At 74.3% G+C, this 16,336-nt stretch carries 17 protein-coding genes; 10 read left to right on the forward strand and 7 right to left on the reverse strand.

Going from position 1 to position 16,336, the window contains the following annotated elements; genetic code table 11:
* Positions 1 to 165: 165 nt before the first annotated feature.
* The 5 genes from M8C17_RS00380 to M8C17_RS00400 all read left to right on the forward strand — a co-directional run bounded on the left by M8C17_RS00380 (position 166) and on the right by M8C17_RS00400 (position 6,151).
* Positions 166 to 1,845: a glycoside hydrolase family 3 protein gene (locus M8C17_RS00380; RefSeq protein ID WP_252414097.1), complete on the forward strand. Its 1,680-nt coding sequence runs from the start codon at positions 166 to 168 to the stop codon at positions 1,843 to 1,845.
* A gap of 10 nt (positions 1,846 to 1,855) precedes the next feature.
* Entirely contained in the window at positions 1,856 to 3,145 is a 1,290-nt protein-coding gene (locus M8C17_RS00385) for an exo-beta-N-acetylmuramidase NamZ domain-containing protein (protein ID WP_252414098.1), read from the forward strand.
* An 11-nt stretch (positions 3,146 to 3,156) separates the two neighbouring features.
* A complete protein-coding gene (locus M8C17_RS00390; RefSeq protein ID WP_252414099.1) occupies positions 3,157 to 4,956 on the forward strand; it encodes a serine hydrolase in 1,800 nt (599 codons plus the stop codon).
* Positions 4,957 to 5,023: 67 nt separating this feature from the next.
* Positions 5,024 to 5,530: a hypothetical protein gene (locus M8C17_RS00395; RefSeq protein WP_252414100.1), complete on the forward strand. Its 507-nt coding sequence runs from the start codon at positions 5,024 to 5,026 to the stop codon at positions 5,528 to 5,530.
* Positions 5,531 to 5,575: 45 nt separating this feature from the next.
* Complete coding sequence (locus M8C17_RS00400; RefSeq protein WP_252414101.1) at positions 5,576 to 6,151, forward strand: maleylpyruvate isomerase N-terminal domain-containing protein; 576 nt, start codon at positions 5,576 to 5,578, stop codon at positions 6,149 to 6,151.
* Between the two features lie 12 nt (positions 6,152 to 6,163).
* Here M8C17_RS00400 and M8C17_RS00405 read toward each other — a convergent pair whose 3' ends face one another.
* Both M8C17_RS00405 and M8C17_RS00410 read right to left on the reverse strand, forming a co-directional pair.
* Entirely contained in the window at positions 6,164 to 6,700 is a 537-nt protein-coding gene (locus M8C17_RS00405) for a GNAT family N-acetyltransferase (RefSeq protein WP_252414102.1), read from the reverse strand.
* A 36-nt stretch (positions 6,701 to 6,736) separates the two neighbouring features.
* Positions 6,737 to 7,222: a DUF1992 domain-containing protein gene (locus M8C17_RS00410; protein WP_252414103.1), complete on the reverse strand. Its 486-nt coding sequence runs from the start codon at positions 7,220 to 7,222 to the stop codon at positions 6,737 to 6,739.
* A gap of 224 nt (positions 7,223 to 7,446) precedes the next feature.
* Between M8C17_RS00410 and M8C17_RS00415 the strand changes: the two genes are divergently transcribed.
* Positions 7,447 to 8,097 carry a LysE family translocator gene (locus M8C17_RS00415; RefSeq protein ID WP_252414104.1) on the forward strand — a complete coding sequence of 217 codons (651 nt, stop codon included), beginning with the start codon at positions 7,447 to 7,449 and terminating at the stop codon, positions 8,095 to 8,097.
* A gap of 14 nt (positions 8,098 to 8,111) precedes the next feature.
* Here the strand turns inward: M8C17_RS00415 and M8C17_RS00420 are convergent, their stop codons facing one another.
* Genes M8C17_RS00420 through M8C17_RS00430 form a run of 3 tightly spaced genes read right to left on the reverse strand, consistent with a single transcriptional unit; the run spans position 8,112 to position 10,986 of the window.
* Positions 8,112 to 8,951 (reverse strand): SDR family oxidoreductase, encoded by an 840-nt coding sequence (locus tag M8C17_RS00420; protein ID WP_252414105.1) that lies wholly within the window; start codon positions 8,949 to 8,951, stop codon positions 8,112 to 8,114.
* Positions 8,948 to 10,282, reverse strand: coding sequence for an NAD(P)/FAD-dependent oxidoreductase (locus M8C17_RS00425; RefSeq protein WP_252414106.1), 1,335 nt, complete (start codon positions 10,280 to 10,282; stop codon positions 8,948 to 8,950). Before M8C17_RS00425 ends, M8C17_RS00420 begins: the two co-directional genes overlap by 4 nt.
* Before the next feature lie 56 nt (positions 10,283 to 10,338).
* Positions 10,339 to 10,986, reverse strand: coding sequence for a TetR/AcrR family transcriptional regulator (locus M8C17_RS00430; RefSeq protein ID WP_252414107.1), 648 nt, complete (start codon positions 10,984 to 10,986; stop codon positions 10,339 to 10,341).
* Between the two features lie 70 nt (positions 10,987 to 11,056).
* Here M8C17_RS00430 and M8C17_RS00435 point away from each other — a divergent pair, with 70 nt between their 5' ends.
* From M8C17_RS00435 to M8C17_RS00450, 4 genes are all read left to right on the forward strand, one after another.
* Positions 11,057 to 12,406, forward strand: coding sequence for an MFS transporter (locus M8C17_RS00435; protein WP_252414108.1), 1,350 nt, complete (start codon positions 11,057 to 11,059; stop codon positions 12,404 to 12,406).
* Between the two features lie 46 nt (positions 12,407 to 12,452).
* Complete coding sequence (locus M8C17_RS00440) at positions 12,453 to 13,628, forward strand: hypothetical protein (protein ID WP_252414109.1); 1,176 nt, start codon at positions 12,453 to 12,455, stop codon at positions 13,626 to 13,628.
* Positions 13,629 to 13,677: 49 nt separating this feature from the next.
* Positions 13,678 to 14,268, forward strand: a complete 591-nt coding sequence (locus M8C17_RS00445) for a pyridoxamine 5'-phosphate oxidase family protein (protein WP_252414110.1) — start codon at positions 13,678 to 13,680, stop codon at positions 14,266 to 14,268.
* A gap of 249 nt (positions 14,269 to 14,517) precedes the next feature.
* On the forward strand, positions 14,518 to 14,859 hold the full coding sequence (locus M8C17_RS00450) for an RNA polymerase-binding protein RbpA (protein WP_007460094.1): 342 nt from the start codon (positions 14,518 to 14,520) through the stop codon (positions 14,857 to 14,859).
* Between the two features lie 62 nt (positions 14,860 to 14,921).
* On the opposite strand, the gene M8C17_RS00455 is transcribed toward M8C17_RS00450, so the two are convergent.
* Together M8C17_RS00455 and M8C17_RS00460 are read right to left on the reverse strand one after the other, a co-directional pair.
* Positions 14,922 to 15,446, reverse strand: a complete 525-nt coding sequence (locus tag M8C17_RS00455) for an FxsA family protein (RefSeq protein WP_252414111.1) — start codon at positions 15,444 to 15,446, stop codon at positions 14,922 to 14,924.
* A gap of 65 nt (positions 15,447 to 15,511) precedes the next feature.
* Entirely contained in the window at positions 15,512 to 16,321 is an 810-nt protein-coding gene (locus M8C17_RS00460; RefSeq protein ID WP_252414112.1) for a polyprenol monophosphomannose synthase, read from the reverse strand.
* Positions 16,322 to 16,336 lie beyond the last annotated feature (15 nt).

Raw genomic sequence — 16,336 nt, forward strand, 5'->3', positions numbered from 1 at the left:
AGCCACCCGGACTGAGAGGCGTCTATGCAGACCCGACTCGTTACCGCGACCGCCTGGGCGGCCACACTGGCGGTCACCCTCGCCCCCCTTCCCGCCCGAGCCTCCGACCGACCAGCACACCCGTCGTCGGCCGAGCACGGCTGGGTCACGTCGACGCTGCGACACATGAGCCTGGAGCAGAAGGTCGGGCAGCTCTTCGCCACCTACGTCTACGGCGGTGACGCCACCGAACCCACGGCCGCCGACCGGGCCGCGAACCGGGCCGCGTTCGGCGTCGAGACGCCGGCGGAGGTCATCGACCGGTACCAGCTCGGGGGCGTCTGCTACTTCTCCTGGTCGCACAACCTGGACAGTCCCCGCCAGATCGCCACCCTCTCCAACGGACTCCAGCGAGCCGCCCTCGGCAACGGTGCGAAGGGCCGGGTTCCCCTGCTCATCTCCACCGACCAGGAGCAGGGCGCCGTGCTGCGGATGCCCTCCCCCGCCGCCCAGTTCCCCGGGTCGATGGCGCTGGGTGCCGCACGCTCCGCGGGGGCCGCCCGGACGGCGGCGGAAATCACCGGGCGTGAGCTGCGCGCCGTCGGCATCCGCCAGCCGTACGCGCCGATCGCCGACGTCAACGTCAACCCGGGCAACCCCGTCATCGGCGTACGGTCCTTCGGCGCCGACCCGACCCTGGTGGGCGACCTGACCGCCGCCCAGGTCGCCGGCTTCCAGGACCGGGCCGGGGTGACCGCCGTGGCGAAGCACTTCCCCGGGCACGGCGACACGGCCACCGACAGCCACACCGGCATCCCGGTGATCAACCACAGCCGCGCGGAGTGGGACCGGATCGACGCGCCGCCGTTCAAGCGGGCGATCAGCGCCGGCGTCGACTCGATCATGACCGCGCACATCGTGGTCCCCGCGCTCGACCCCTCCGGCGACCCGGCGACGTTGTCGCCGACGATCCTCACCGGTGTGCTGCGCGGTGAACTCGGCTTCCGGGGCGTCATCGTCACCGACGCGCTGAACATGGCCGGCGTACGAACGAAGTACGGCGACGAGCGGGTGCCCGTGCTGGCGCTCAAGGCCGGCGCCGACCAGCTCCTGATGCCGCCGGACCTCGCCCTGGCCCGGGACGCGGTGCTGCGGGCCGTCGCCGACGGCGAGCTCACCGAACGCCGCATCGACGAGTCGGTCCGGCGCATCCTCGCCATGAAGTACCGCCAGGGACTGGCCCGCTCACCGCTGGTCGACGTGGAGAAGGCGGTACGGACGGTCGGCGCGCCGGAGCACCTCGCCGCCGTCACCCGCGTCACCGACCCGACGCTGACCGCCGTCCGCAACGACGCCGGCATACTGCCGCTGCCCCGCGCCGACCGGTCGGTGCTGGTCACCGGTTGGGACAGCGCCGCCTTCACTCCGATCGCGACGGTCGCCAACGGATTCACCGCCCGCGGCGCCCGCACCACCGCCCGGCCGGCGACCATGCCCTCCGACGCGGTGATCGCCGCGACAGCCACCCAGGCCGCCGCGCACGACCTCACCGTCGTGCTGGTGAACAAGGCGTGGGACACCACCGTCACCGACCCGCGCGCCACCCAGCAGCGCCTCGTCGCGGCGCTGCTCGGCACCGGGAAACCCGTGGTCGTCGTGGCGGTCCGCGATCCCTACGACATCGCGTACCTGCCGGGCGTGACCACCTACCTGGCGACGTACTCGTACACCCGGGCGGCGATGGACGCGCTCGTCCGCGCGCTGCACGGCGAGCTGTCCCCGAGCGGACGGCTGCCCGTCACGATCCCCACGGCCGATGGGTCGGGCTCCGTGCTCTACCCCTACGGCCACGGCCTGAGCTGGTAGGAGGCAACCAATGCAGCGGAGGAATTTCCTGGCCGGCGCGGTCGGTACGGGCGCGCTGGGAGCGACGGCGCTCGGTGTCGGACCGGCGGCAGCCAACTCCCGTGGCCGTCAGGTCCGCACCGGCCTGGACGAGCTGGTGTCCTCCGGGTTCGCCGAACTCGCCGGCCAGCGGGTGGGTGTCGTCTCCAACCCGACCGGCGTCGACGCGTCCTACCGGCACCTCGTCGACCTGATGCACGGCTCGGGTCGGGTGCAACTGGTCGCGGCGTTCGGCCCCGAGCACGGCTTCCGCGGCTCCGCGCAGGCCGGCGGCAGCGAGGGCACCGGCACCGACGCCCGCACCGGCATCCCCGTGTACGACGCGTACGGCGCCTCGCTGGCCCGGTGGGAAGCCATGTTCACCGAGGCCGGTGTGGACACGGTGGTCTTCGACATCCAGGACGTGGGGGTCCGCTTCTACACCTACATCTGGACGATGTACACGTCGATGGTCGCCGCCGCCCGGGTCGGGAAACGCTACGTCGTGCTGGACCGGCCCAACCCGATCGGCGGGCGGGCCTACGGGCCGATGATGACCACGCCGTACACCTCGGGGGTGGGCCTGAAGGAGATCATCCAGCAGCACGGGATGACCGTCGGGGAGCTGGCCCGCTTCTTCAACGCGACGTTCCTGCCGGTCGAGGCGGGCCGGCCGGTCGACCTGCACGTGGTGCGGTGCCGGCACTGGAAGCGCGACGACCTCGCCGCCGACACCGGCGTGCCCTGGGTGATGCCCAGCCCCAACATGCCCACCCCGGACACCGCGCTGGTCTACCCGGGCACCGGCCTGTTCGAAGGCGTCGCATCGATCACCGAGGGGCGCGGCACGTGCCGACCGTTCGAGCTGATCGGCGGGCTGGCGACCGACTTCGACCACCACTGGGGCGACCGGCTCAACGCCCGGAACCTGCCCGGAGTGGAGTTCCGCGAGGCGTACTTCTCGCCGACCTCCGCCGGCCAGAAGCCGGCCCTGCTCAACAAGCTCTGCGCCGGCGTGGAGGTCAAGGTCGTCGACGCGGCCGCGTACGACCCGATCCGGACCGGCGTGGCGATGCTCGTGGAGGCGCACAAGTACCCGGCGTTCGCCTGGCGGCAGGACTCGTGGGACACCGTGCGCCCGTACTGGATCGACAAGCTCACCGGCTCGCCGCGGCTGCGTACCCAGATCGACGCCGGAGCCGACGTGGACGACGTCGTCGGCGCCTGGGCCGACGAGCTGGCCACCTTCAACCGGCGACGCCGGCCCTACCTGCTCTACTGAGGAGTGCGGTCATGACCAGGTCGACCCGCCGTCCGCTCCGCCCACTCGCGCTCGCCCTGGCCCTGGCGGCCCTGACCACGACGCTGCCGGCCACCGCCGCGGCTGCCGCGGCACCCCCGTCCGGGCCGCCGACCGTCACTCCCGCCGACATCCACTTCCGGCACGACACGCTGCGCCGCGGCACGGCCCGCCAGGTCGGGCTGCTCCCCGACCAGGTGGATCGCCTGCCCACCGACCTGGCGGCGTATCTGCAGCCGACACCGGACCATCCCGGATACCCGGCGTACTCGGGCGCGGTGGTGCTGGCCGCCAAGGACGGCGTGGTCGTCCAGCACGCCGCCGTGGGCAGCGCCGTCAAGTACGCGTCTGTAGGGCCACCGCCCGGCCTGGTCGGCGTGGAACTCCCCGCCGACCAGCAGATCGCGACCCGGCCCGACACCATCTTCGACCTGGCGTCGGTGTCGAAGCTGTTCACCACGATCGTCACCATGCAGCAGGTGGAGCGGGGGCGGGTGGAGCTGGACGCGCCGGTCGCCCGGTACGTCCCGGAGTTCGCGGCCGGCGGCAAGGCGACCGTCACCGTCCGGATGCTGCTCACCCACACCTCGGGTCTGCCCGCGTTCACGGCGCTGTGGAGCAGGTACCCGACGCCGGAACAGCGGTTCGCCGCCGCGCTCGCCACACCCCTGTCGGCGGGTGCGACACCCGGTTCGCAGTACGTCTACTCCGACCTGGGGCTGATCGCGCTGGGCGTGCTGGTGGAGCGGGTGACCGGACGGCCGCTGGCGGAGCTGGTCCGCGACGGCGTGACCCGGCCGCTGGGCATGACCGACACCGGCTACAACCCGGGCCCGGAGCAGCGGTCACGGATCGCCGCGACCGAATACCAGCCGTACGCCGGGCGGGGCATGGTCTGGGGTGAGGTGCACGACGAGAACGCCTGGTCGCTCGGCGGGGTGGCCGGGCACGCCGGGGTCTTCTCCACGGCGGCCGACCTGGCCGTCCTCTGCCAGTCGCTGCTCAACGGCGGCGAATACCACGGTCGGCGGATCCTGCGGCCGGACACGGTGCGGGCGATGCTGGTCAACCACAACGCGCCACTGGAGTCGGCGTACCCGGAGAGCGACCGCGGGCTCGGCTTCGAGCTGAACAAGCACTGGTACATGATGGGGCTCTCCTCGCCGGTGGCCTTCGGGCACACCGGCTTCACCGGAACGTCGATCGTCGTCGACCCGCTCTCCCACTCGTTCGTCATCATGCTCAGCAACCGGGTGCACCCCGACCGCGGCTGGGGCAGCAACAACGTGGCCCGCCGTGCCGTCGCCCGCGACCTGGCCGAGGCGATGCCGGTGCGGCCGCGCTCGGCCAGCGCCTGGCGGGCCGACCCACGCGACTCCAAGACGAGCACTCTCACGGCGCCGCTGCGCCGGCCCGCGCGGGACGCGACGGCGAGCTTCCTGCTCTGGTACGACACCGAGCCCCGCTACGACAGCGCGCGGTTCGAGGTCTCCACCGACGGCGGGCAGACCTGGGCCACCGCGCCCATGCGGCTGCGCGACGGCGGACACCGGTGGACCTCCGACGGCACGGTCACCGGCTACGGAGGCCGCGTGTGGTGGCAGGTCTCGGTGTCGCTGCCCGACCAGGCCACGCACCTGCGGTGGAGCAGCAGCACCGACGGCTCCGGCCAGGGGCGTGGCGTCTACGTCGACCGGGTCGTCGCCCAGGACCGCGACGGTGTGCTCTTCTCCGGCGAAGGCGCCGACGCGTCCCGACTCGTCGCCAACGGGTGGTCACCGGCGCGGAGTTGAGCCGTTCGTCCGGGGCGGGCGTCAGCAGTTTGACCCTCGACCGGGTTGAGGCCCGAGCATCGGCGACATGGACGACCAGCCGACACCCGACCCGACCATGACGCGCATCATCGAAGCGGTGCAGCTCGGCCAATCCGGTACACCGGTCCAGGCCCGCGAGTTGCTCAGCACACTGTGGGACGAGATCGGCCCCACCGGTGACGCCCTGCACCGCTGCACCCTGGCCCACTACCTCGCCGACCTGCAGGACACCGCCGAGGCCGAGCTGGTGTGGGACGAACGCGCGTTGGCCGCGGTCGCCGACCTCACCGACGAACGCGCCCGGCAGCACCACCACGCGCTTCAGGTGCGGGGCTTCCTCCCGTCGCTGCACCTGAACCTCGCCGACGTGCACCGACGACTGGGTCACACCACCCGTGCCCGGGCGCACCTGGCCACCGCTCGCAGCCTCGCCGAGGACCTGCCGGCCGACCAGTACGGCGACCTGGTTCGTGCGGGCATCCAGCATGTCGACCAGGCGCTGGCGGCGGGCTCGACACACCGCCTCGACTCGCATCCCGCCGCGGCTGGGTGACGATCCCGGTTGCGCCGTCGGAGCACCAACTGCGAGGGTCGACGGATGTCAGCGGTGACCGGCGCCGACCTGCTTCAGGCGGCCGACGAGACGATCCGGGTGCTGCACCCACACCGGGAGCGCGACTGGTCGGTGCCGGCCGGCACGCTGACCTGGAGCTGCTGGACCACAGCGGCGCACGTCGCGCACGACCTCCTCGCGTACGCCGGCCAGGTCACCGGCCGCCCGGATGACGGCTACCTGCCGTACGACCTGCGGGTCTCCCCCGACGCGAGCCCGGCGCAGGTGCTCACCGTGCTGCGTGCCTGCGCCGGCCTGCTCGCCGCCGCCGTCGACGCCGCCGCGCCGGACGCACGGGCCTGGCACTTCGGTCCCTGCGACCCGGCCGGCTTCGCGGCGATGGGGGTGGCCGAGACCCTGCTGCACACCCACGACATCACCCTCGGTCTCGGCGTGCCGTGGCAGCCGCCGCAGCGGCTGAGCGCGCTGGTGATGCGGCGACTCTTCCCGGACGCCCCGGACGGCGACGCAGCCGACGTGCTGCTCTGGATGACCGGTCGCGGCGAGCTGCCGGGTCGGGCACGGCGCACGTCCTGGAACTGGCGGGCGGCGGTGGACTGAGCCGTTCCCGCGTCAGGGGGCGGTGAGCGTGTGCCGGTGACCGTCGAGGGGGAAGGGCGGCCGCGCCGGCAACACCTCCTGGAACAGGTAGCCGCTCTTCTGCGCCACTCGGCAGGACGCGACGTTGTCCACCTGGTGCAGCAGGTCGAGGCGCTCCAGCGCTTCGAACCGGTCGAACGCCCACCGACTGACCATGGTGACCGCCCGTGGTGCGATCCCCCGGCCGCGCGCCCACGACGCCGTCCAGTAGCCCACCTCGGCTGCCGGCCGGTCGGGAGCGGCGCCCTTGAGCACCACGTTCGCCACGAGCCGTGGACCGTCCGCGCCGTCCTCGAGGACGGCGAAGCTGTACCGACTGCCGTCGTCCCAGTCGTCCCGTACCCGATCCAGCCACTGCCGACCCTCGGCGGCGGTGGTCGCGGGGACCCGGGTCCACCGGCGCAGCACCGGATCCCGGTATGCCGCCAGCAGCGCGTCCAGGTCGTCCGCGCACCAGCGGCGCAGGACGAGTGCGGGAGAGGTGGCCGACGCCCTCGACTCGATGACCATCCGCACAGTCTGCCGTCGCCGTCGCCGCCGCGGGGGTCAGCCCCGGCGGCGCCAGCGCAGCCACCAGCCGCGGCGGGGCCGGCGGGCCGGTGCGGCGACGGTCGCCGGCTCGGTGGCCGGCGTGTGGGCCTCGCGCCGGTCGCGCTCGGCGCGCCAGCCGCGGACCACCTCGTCGGCGTTCACCGGACGCACCACCACCCGAGGCCCCTCGGGGTTGCGCAGCCAGGCCACGATCTGCGCGTTCAGCTGCCCCACGAAGTCGCGTACGGACTGCTCGGTGGGCAGGTCGCGGACCTCGTCGGGGACCTGCTCGATGCGCCGGCGCAGTTGCAGCGGGGTCGGCAGCAGCAGGTCGCTGGGCAGCGCCTCGCGCTCCAGGAAGCTCTTGATCCACCACGACTCGTCGTACGGCGTCCCTTTGCCGGGGATCGGCTTGCCCATGCCGGGCAGGTTGTCGAACTCGCCGCGTTGCACGGCTCCCCGGATCTGCGCCTCGACGGCCGCGTCCCACGCCTCGGTCACTCTGCGGCACCTCCCTGGCCACCGTAACGCGCCGCCTCCGGCGGGCAACGCGCACCGCAAGGAGACAGCGCGGTCGGGCCGGTGACCATTCCCGGGCTCGGTCGAGAGGGTGGTTTCGGACCGGACGACCGCTTCCGGCGGCAGGCCACGACCTGGCAGGTGGCCCTGTGCCGGGATCCTCCTCCGGCCTACGGTCGGTGGGGGTATCGGTGAAACGGGGCGTCATGGTGGGTACGGGTGCACTGCTGGGCATCACGCTGGTCGCGCTGGGGCTGGTGCTGACGCCCGGCCCGAACATGGTCTACCTGATCTCCCGCTCGGTGGCGCAGGGCCGCCGCGCCGGGATGATCTCGCTGCTCGGGGTGGCCGCCGGCTTCGGCGTCTACCTGGCCGCGGCGGTCGCCGGCCTGGCCGCCGTCTTCGTCCTGGTGCCGACGCTGTACGCGGTGGTGAAGCTGGCCGGGGCCGGCTACCTGCTGTGGCTGGCCTGGCGGACGCTGCGCCCGGGTGGGCAGAGCCCGTTCAGCCCCGCGCCGCTGCCGCCGGACCGGCCTCGACGGCTGTTCACCATGGGCCTGGTCACCAACCTGCTGAACCCGAAGATCGCCATCCTCTACGTCTCACTGCTGCCGCAGTTCATCGACCCGGCGCGGGGGCACCTGGCGGCGCAGAGCCTGCTGCTCGGCCTGACCCAGATAACCGTCGCGCTGACCGTGAACGCGCTGATCGTGCTCACCGCCGGCTCCCTCGCCGGCTTCTTCGCCCGCCGGCCGCTGTGGCTGCGGGTGCAGCGCTGGGTGACCGGCACCGCGCTGGCCGCGCTGGCCGTCCGGATCGCCACCGACCGCTCCCGCGCCGCGGTCGCCACTCCCTGAGCCGCCGCGGTGGTTCAGCGGCCCGGTTCGCGGTGCCGCCGCAGCATCCCGGCGGCCAGCGGCGCGGCGTCGAGGTCCCCGGCGGCCAGCCGGGCGGCGAGGGTACGACGGACCAGCCGGTCAGCCAGCCCGGGCGCGTGCCGGCCGACGGCCAACTCGACCCGCCCGCGCGTCGTGGTCGCCACGTCCCGGGGTGCCCGTCGGGCGGCGGCGGCGCGCAGGATCGCCGCGACCACGCCCTTGACGGGCTCCGGCCGGGACACCCCGCGCAGGGACAGGCCGGCCTCGGCGGTGCTGTCGTGGATCGGTGAGGCCACCATGCTCGGGTAGACGACGCTCACGCCGACGTGGGTGCCCACCTCGTGGCGCAGCGCGTCGGCGTAGGCGACCAGTGCCCGCTTGCTGACCCCGTACGCGGCGGCGAGCGGCAGCGGCAGCACCGCCATCCGGCTGGCCACGAAGATCACCCGTCCCCGTGCGGCGATCAGCGGAGGCAGTGCCGCGGCGGTGGTCCGCCACGCGGCGAGCAGGTTCACCTCGAGCTGCCGGCGGACCGTCTCGTCGGGCGGCAGCTCCGCCGGGGCGGGGCCACCGACCCCGGCGTTGTTGACCAGCAGGTCCAGCCCGCCGAGCCGCTCGACGGCGGCGCGGACGGTCGTCGGCACGGCGGTCGGGTCGGTCAGGTCGCAGCCGAGCACCGGCAGGTCGTCGTCGGGGCGCGCGTGCAGGTCCAGCCCGACGACCCGGGCGCCGGCGGCGGTCAGCGCGGCGCCGAGGTGACGGCCGAACGTGCCGCTGGCCCCGGTCACCAGCACCCGGCGGCCGGCCAGCCCGGTCGCCGTCCGGTTCCTCACTGCCCCGCTCCAAGCAGCGAGGCCGTGCGGGCGCGGCGGCTGCCGGCTGCCAGCTCCCGGGTCAGCTCGGCCAGGTACGCGTCGAAGTCCACCCGCATCGCCGGGCGGCGTTGACCCCAACGGGCGGTCGCCGCTCGCAGTTCGGCCCGGCAGGCGGCCCGCTGCCGCTGCGCCTCGGGCAGCGCGTACCGGCCGGCGAGCTGCGCGGCGATCAGTTTGGCCTGCGCCTCCACCAGAGGAAACGCCGATCCGGTGGACTGCATCAGCCCGACGAACGCCAGGCCGGGCGCGTCGGGGTGGAACACGTGCCGGTACAGCGGCAGGGTGTCCGCACCCCCGCCCAGCAGCGCCGGATCCAGGAACGGGATCTCCACCCGGTAGCCGGTGCACCAGATGATCAGATCGACCGGGTCGCTGCGGCCGTCGGTGAACTCCACCCGGTCGCCGTCGAGGGCGGCGACGCCGGGACGGGCCTCGATGTCGCCGTGGGTCAGCCGGGACAGCAACCCGTCGGAGAGCGTCGGATGGTCCTGCAGGAAGCCGTGGGTCGGCGCGGGCAGCCCGTACCGGGTGGGACTGCCGACGGCGGTGGCGAGCATGGCCTGGGTGATGCGTTGGCGCAGTCGCCACGGCAGCCGGCGGGCCAACGCCCCGTTGAGCGTGTCCGAGGGGCGGCCCAGCAGGTATTTCGGGACGACCCACACGCCTCGGCGCAGCGACAGCAGCGTGCGGGAGGCCGCGTGGGAGGCGTCCACCGCGATGTCCATCGCGGAGTTGCCGCCCCCGACGACCAGGACCCGCTTGCCGGCCAGTTGCTCCGGGCCCCGGTAGTCGTGGCTGTGCAGCTGCTCGGCGGTGCTCGCGCCGGGGTACGGCGGGTCGGGCAGCCGGGGCACGCGGTTGTGGCCGTTGGCGACCACGACGGCCTCGACGGTGACCTCGACCGGGCCGTCGGGTCCGCTCGCCCGCACGGTCCAGGTGCCCGCCGGTTCCCGGGTGACCCGCTCGACGGTGTGGCGCAGGCGGATGGTGTCGCGCAGTCCGAAGCGGTCGGCGTAGTCGGCCAGGTATCCGGCGATGCGCCGGTGGTCGGGGTAGTCGGGCCAGTCGGCGGGCATCGGGTGGTCGGCGAACTGGGTGCGGCCGCGGCTGGTGTTCAGGTGCAGCGTCCGGTACGCCGGTGAGTCGGGCGCGCCGTACACCCAGAGGCCGCCGACCTGGTCGGTGGCCTCGAAGCAGACCGCCGGCACACCGGCGTCGCGCAGTGCCTTGACGGCGGCGAGCCCGGCGGCTCCGGCGCCGATCACCGCCACCCTGGGTCGTGCGCCCATCGCTGCCCCCATTTAATCCAACGTCCGATGGATAATCGTCGGGCGCGGGCGACCCGTCAAGGGGCCGGCGGTCCGTACAGGCCGTCCAGGAAGCGGTGCACGAACGTGCGGAACTCGCGCCGCTCCCGGGCGCCCGGCGCACCCGCCGCCAGCGCCACCACGTGCCCGTGCGCCGCCCAGACCAGGCTCCGGACGGTGATGTGCGGAATCGGTTCGACCAGCGCGCCGGCCGCCGCCGCGGCGGTGAGCAGCTCCGTCACCAGCCGGTACAGCGGCTCGGCGTAACGCTGGTCGAGCTCGGCGTGCCGCTGTGGCTCCAGCCAGCGCCGCAGCCACAGCGCCGTGGTCTCCGGCCGGTCCTCCAGGAAATCCACGAAGACGTCGACCAGGTCGTGCAGGGCGCGCCGCGCCGCGTCGGGCCCCGCGTCGAGGGCCGAGTGCGCCTGCTCGGCCGCCTTCGTCAGGACCTCCCGCTCGGCGGCGAAGACCCGCGCGAAGCAGGCGTCGTAGAGCGCGGCCTTCGTACCGGTGTGGTGGGCGACCGTGGCGACGTCCACGCCGGCGGCGGCGGCGACCTCCCGCAGCCCGACGGCGTCGAAGCCGCGCTCGGCGAAGAGCGCGGTGGCCGCGGTGAGCACCACCTCGCGGGTCTGGCGGGTCTCGTCCCGCCGGGGCCGACCCGGGCGGCGTCGGGGCATGGTCATGGCCGCCATTCTGCCCCTAGAATCCAGCAACCGTTGGATTGGCGGGCTGATGCCCGGAGAGGACACGGCGATGACCGGGCTCGACCGGCGGCCCGCCGCCGCCACCGACGAAACACTGCCCCGCGGCCCGCTGGCCGGCTTCGCCGCCGGCTCGCTCGGCATGGGCGTCTGGGTGACCGTGCCCGGCCTGCTGCTGCTGTACTTCCTCACCGACGTGCTGGCCGTCGGGCCGTGGCTGGCCGGTCTGGCGCTGCTGCTGCCGAAGGTCGCCGACGTGCTGCTGCACCCGTGGGTCGGGCACCGCGCGGACCTCGAGCAGACCCGCCGCGGCGACCGGCGACGACTGCTGCTGCTCGGCTGCGCCCTGCCGCTCGCGTTCGCCGCGCTGTTCGCGGTGCCCGGCGGGCTGACCGGCGCGCCGGCCGCCGCGTGGGTGGCGGTGTTCTTCGTCGCCGGCAACCTGCTCTTCGCCGCCTACCAGGTGCCCTACCTGGCCACCCCGGCCGACCTGCGCATCGGCTACCACGAACGCACCCGGCTGATGGCGTTCCGGATGGTCGTGCTGACCCTGGGCATCCTCGTCTCCGGGCTGCTGGCCCCACTGCTGACCGGCGGCGACGCCGCGACCCGCGGCGGCTACCAGCGGATGGGCGTGGTGCTGGCCGTGGGGATGGCCCTCGCCATGCTGGTCGGGGTCGTGGGCATCGCCCGGCTGCGCGGCTCGGCGGCGGCGACCGGTCCCGGCGGGCACGGCGGGTGGCGGGCGTTGCGCACCGCCCTGCGCGACCGGCAGTTCCGCTGGCTGGTCGCCGCCTACCTGGCCATGTCCACCACCACCCACCTGGTGCTGGCCGGGGTGCCCTACTACGCCGAGTACGAGCTGCGTGACCCCGGCCTGACCACGGTCCTGGTGGCCGCGTTCGTCGCACCGGCCCTACTGGTCACCCCGGCCTGGCTGGTGCTGGCCCGCCGTGTCGGCAAGCAGCGGGCGCTGCTCGGCGCGCAGGGCGCGTTCGCCGTCGGCTCGCTGGTGCTGGCGGTGGGCCGACCGGCCGGCCTGCCGGTGCTGGTCGGCGCGGTGGCGGTGCTCGGGGTGGCGTTCGCCGGCATGCAGCTGCTGCCGTTCTCGATGCTGCCCGACGTGATCCGCGCTGCCGGCGCGGCCGGCGCCGGCACCTACACCGGCGTGTGGACGGCCACCGAGGCCACCGGTGCGGCCCTCGGCCCATACGCGTACGCCCTGTGCCTGACCGTCGGCGGGTTCGTGGCCTCGACCGCCGGTCAGACGCCGGTCCAGCCGGATGCGGCGCTCGCGGCGGTCCGCTACGGGTTCGGGCTGCTGCCCGCCGTGGCGATGCTCGTCGCGCTGCTGCTGCAACGCCGCTACACCCTGGACGCGACCGCGCGGGCGGCCAGCTGACGGCACGGCGACGCCGCCGGTCGCCCGGCACTAGACTTCGCCCTCGATGGACGCCCAGCCCACCTCCGCCGAGACCCGCCCGTGCGCCCACTGTGGACAGCCGGTGCCGCAGCGCGTCGGCGCGGGTCGACCGTTTCGCTACTGCCGGGACAACGACGGCGCCTGCCAGCGCGCCTCCCGCAACAGCCGGATGCGCCACCGCAACGCCCCGGGCCTGCCCGGGCAGGTGGCGCGCACCTGGGAGGTGGTGGACCGGCTCGACCAGATCGTCGAGACGCTCACCGAGTCCCTGCACGCCGAGCTGTCCCCGGTGGGTGTGCAGCGGCAGCTGGCCCAGGCCCGCGCCGAGGCGGCCACCGAGGTCGCGGCGGCGCAGACCGAACGCGACGAGGCCCGCGGTGACGCGGAGGACGCCGCGGCCGACGCGGCGCGGGCCCGCGAGCAGGCCCGTGCGGCGCGGGTCGACGCCGAGGACGCCCGGCGGAGCGCCGAGGCGGCCGTGCAGCAGGCCGCCGCGGCGCAGGAGCGGGCCCAGCACGCCGAGGCCGCGCGCGACCAGGCACGCCACGACGCCAGCGCGGCCGAGGCGTTGCGGGCTCAGGCCGAGCGGGACCGCGACCAGGCGCGACACGAGCTGCGGGACCTGGGCGCGCAACGGGACACCGACCGGCAGCGGATCGCCGACCTGAGCGTCGAGCGCGACGCGCTGCGCGCCGACGCCGAGCGGGCCACCCGGGCCGCCGCCGAGGCGACCGAACGGGCGCACCGGTGGCAGGGCGAGGTGCAGGACGTACGGCGCCAGATCGAGCAGGCCCGCGCCGACGCCGCGCGGACCCGCACCGAGGCCGCCGACGCGGTCCGGGCGCGGGAGCAGGCAGACCGGGCTCGCGACCGCGCGCAGGTCGCCGCCCGGGAGGCCGACGACGCGCGGCAGGAGGCCGCCGAGCTGGCGGCGCAGCTGCGCGCCGAGCTGGCCGCCACGGTCGCCCAACGCGACGCGCTCGCCGCCGAGGTGGGCGCCGCCCGGCAGGCCGCGGCCACCGCCGAGGGCCGGCTCACCGCCCTGACGGTACGGCTGGAGGCCGCCGAGACCGACCGCGACCTGGCCCAGCGGCGGGTGGCGCAGCTCGGCGACCAGGTCAGCGACTTGGCCCTGGCGCTGGCCCGGCTGGGCCCCGCCCCGCAGCCGCCGGCCGCCGGCGCGGACAGCGCGGTGGGATGAGCCGACGGCGGGTGCCCGGTGCGCGCCACGACCGGGCGATGATGGGCGGGTGGGAAAGACATACGAGCGCATCGAAGGCCGGCTGCGGACCTTCATCGAAGCCCAGCCGATGTTCTTCACCGCCACCGCGCCGCTGGCCGGTGACGGCACCATCAACCTCTCCCCCAAGGGCCTGCGCGGGTCGTGGGCGGTCCTCGACGAGCAGACGGTGGCCTACCTGGATTTCGCTGGCTCCAACGCCGAGACGGTGGCCCACCTGCGGGAGAACGGCCGGATCACGCTGATGTGGTGCGCCTTCGAGGGCCCACCGAACATCGTCCGGGTGCACGGGCGCGGTGCGGTGGTCTTCCGCGACGACCCGCGGTGGGCCGGGCTGATCGGTCACTTCCCGGACGTCGACACCAGCCAGCACGGGCTGCGCGCGATCGTCGTGGTGCACGCCGAGCTGATCCGGGACACCTGCGGCTACGCCGTGCCGTTGATGACCTACGACGCGGACCGCGATCTGCACGGCAAGCGCTTCGCCCGGGAGGACGACGCGTCGCTGAGCGAGTACTTCACCAAGAAGGAGCACGTGGCGCGCAGCATCGACGGCCTGCCGGGGCTGCCGCTGCCGCTGCCGGCGACCCCGGTGGTGTGAGCCCACGCGGCGTGGGGTGATCGCCACCGCAACCTGCGCCGCATTCGGGCGGTTAACATCCCCGGTGGCGGCGGAAACGCTGCACCGTCACGACCCGCCCGGGGATCACCTGGTGGAGTGACCGTCCTGGCCGGCTACCCTTGGTCGCGGCCCACCCGTGGACGCCTCACGCCCTCGGGCGGGAATGGCTGGGCGGGAACGCACCGTTACACCCAGAAGACCAGCACCACGAACGAGGGGAAGTCGATCATGGGCGAGCGTATGCTGCGCGGAAGCCGCCTGGGCGCGGTCAGCTATGAATCCGACCGCAACACCGAGCTCGCGCCGCGTCAGACCCGCGAGTACCTCTGCGCCAAGGGCCACCAGTTCGAGGTGCCGTTCGCCGTCGACGCCGAGGTCCCGACGACCTGGGAGTGCAAGTTCGACGGCAGCGTCGCTCGACTCGTCGACGGCAACGAGCCGGAGCAGAAGAAGGCCAAGCCGCCGCGTACCCACTGGGACATGCTGCTGGAGCGGCGCTCCATCGCCGAGCTCGAGGACATCCTCGCTGAGCGGCTCCAGGAGGTTCGTACCCGCCGCGGCCGCGCCTGAGCCGCACCACGCACGACACGGCGCCCCCGGGGTTTCCCCGGGGGCGCCGTGGTGTCCTGCGGTCAGTTGCGGCCAGGCTCGACGATCTCGCCCTCGATGGCCCGGCCGCCGTCGACCACCACCGGTTGCTCCGGGGCGGGACGCGGCGGCGGTTGCGGCGCACCCTGGCGCACCCGCACGGTGCGGGGGCCGAACAGGTCACCGGCGACCATCGACGACACCCGCCGCTCGGTGGTGCGTTGCACACCGGCGCGCGCCAACCGGCGCAGCGGCGGCACCAGCAGCAGCAGGCCCACCAGACCGCTGACCAGACCGGGCACCGCCAGCAGCAGCGCACCGCCCAACCCGACCAGCCCGTCGGTCACCTGCCGGCCCGGGGGCTGCCCCGCCTGAGCGGCGGAGCGGAAACCACGCCAGGCGCGCATGCCCTCGCGGCGCAGCAGCACCAGCCCGAGCAGTGAGGCGGCGAACACCAGCAGCACCGCCGTGCCGAACCCCAGCGCGCGCCCCACCAGCACGAACACGGCCAGCTCCAGCACCACCGCCAGCAACAGGGCCAACGGCACGAACCTCAGTCCTCGGCGCATCTCACCTCATCGCCAATCCGCGGCACCCGGACAAGTACCGCCCTTCCAGCATGACACGGCCACGCTCACGGCCACCGCACCTGACCGGTGGGGGTGCCGTTCAGGCTCCGGCGCAGCGCCTGCCGCCGGTCCTGCACTCCCCAGGTGGTGATCCGCCACAGGGCCTCGGCCACGATCCGGGGGCTCATCTTGCTGTCCCCACGTTCCCGTTCGGCGAAGGTGATCGGCACCTCGACGATCCGCACCCCGGCCCGGTGCGCCAGCCGGGACAGCTCCACCTGGAACGAGTAGCCCTGGGAGCACACCGACTCCAGGTCGATGGCGTCCAGGGCGCTGACCTTGTACACGCGGTAGCCGCCGGTGGCGTCCGAGACCGGCATGCCCAGGGCCAGGCGCGCGTACAGGTTGCCGCAGCGCGACAGCAGTAGCCGCCGCAGCGGCCAGTTCACCAGCTGCGCGCCCCTGGTCCACCGCGACCCGATGACCACGTCGGCGTCGCGGGCGGCCTCCAGCAGCGCCGGCAGGTCCTCCGGGGCGTGCGAGCCGTCGGCGTCCATCTCCACCACCGCGTGGTAGCCGCGCTCGCGGGCCCAACCGAACCCCGCCAGGTACGCCGCACCGAGGCCCTGCTTGCCCTCCCGGTGCAGCACCTGCACGTGCGCGTCGGCGCCGGCCAGGTCGTCGGCGATCGCGCCGGTGCCGTCGGGGCTGTTGTCGTCGGCGATCAGGATCTCCACCGCGGGGGCCGCCCGGCGGACCCGGGCCACGATCGCGGCGACGTTGTCGGCCTCGTTGTAGGTGGGGATCACCACCAGCACCCGACCCACCCCGGGCACGCCGCCCGGACGCCGGATCGTATCGGTCGCCTGGATCACGGTTCCTCCGCTTCC

The sequence above is a fragment of the Micromonospora sp. RHAY321 genome (assembly GCF_023896955.1).
Taxonomy (GTDB): domain Bacteria; phylum Actinomycetota; class Actinomycetes; order Mycobacteriales; family Micromonosporaceae; genus Micromonospora.

Bases quoted from the DNA above. Each gene is read 5' to 3' on its own strand.
- M8C17_RS00380 (WP_252414097.1), top strand. From the start codon at position 166: ATGAGCCTGGAGCAGAAGGTCGGGCAGCTCTTCGCCACCTACGTCTAC.
- M8C17_RS00385 (WP_252414098.1), top strand. From the start codon at position 1,856: ATGCAGCGGAGGAATTTCCTGGCCGGCGCGGTCGGTACGGGCGCGCTG.
- M8C17_RS00390 (WP_252414099.1), top strand. From the start codon at position 3,157: ATGACCAGGTCGACCCGCCGTCCGCTCCGCCCACTCGCGCTCGCCCTG.
- M8C17_RS00395 (WP_252414100.1), top strand. From the start codon at position 5,024: ATGGACGACCAGCCGACACCCGACCCGACCATGACGCGCATCATCGAA.
- M8C17_RS00400 (WP_252414101.1), top strand. From the start codon at position 5,576: ATGTCAGCGGTGACCGGCGCCGACCTGCTTCAGGCGGCCGACGAGACG.
- M8C17_RS00405 (WP_252414102.1), bottom strand. From the start codon at position 6,700: ATGGTCATCGAGTCGAGGGCGTCGGCCACCTCTCCCGCACTCGTCCTG.
- M8C17_RS00415 (WP_252414104.1), top strand. From the start codon at position 7,447: ATGGTGGGTACGGGTGCACTGCTGGGCATCACGCTGGTCGCGCTGGGG.
- M8C17_RS00425 (WP_252414106.1), bottom strand. From the start codon at position 10,282: ATGGGCGCACGACCCAGGGTGGCGGTGATCGGCGCCGGAGCCGCCGGG.
- M8C17_RS00430 (WP_252414107.1), bottom strand. From the start codon at position 10,986: ATGACCATGCCCCGACGCCGCCCGGGTCGGCCCCGGCGGGACGAGACC.
- M8C17_RS00435 (WP_252414108.1), top strand. From the start codon at position 11,057: ATGACCGGGCTCGACCGGCGGCCCGCCGCCGCCACCGACGAAACACTG.
- M8C17_RS00440 (WP_252414109.1), top strand. From the start codon at position 12,453: ATGGACGCCCAGCCCACCTCCGCCGAGACCCGCCCGTGCGCCCACTGT.
- M8C17_RS00450 (WP_007460094.1), top strand. From the start codon at position 14,518: ATGGGCGAGCGTATGCTGCGCGGAAGCCGCCTGGGCGCGGTCAGCTAT.
- M8C17_RS00455 (WP_252414111.1), bottom strand. From the start codon at position 15,446: ATGCGCCGAGGACTGAGGTTCGTGCCGTTGGCCCTGTTGCTGGCGGTG.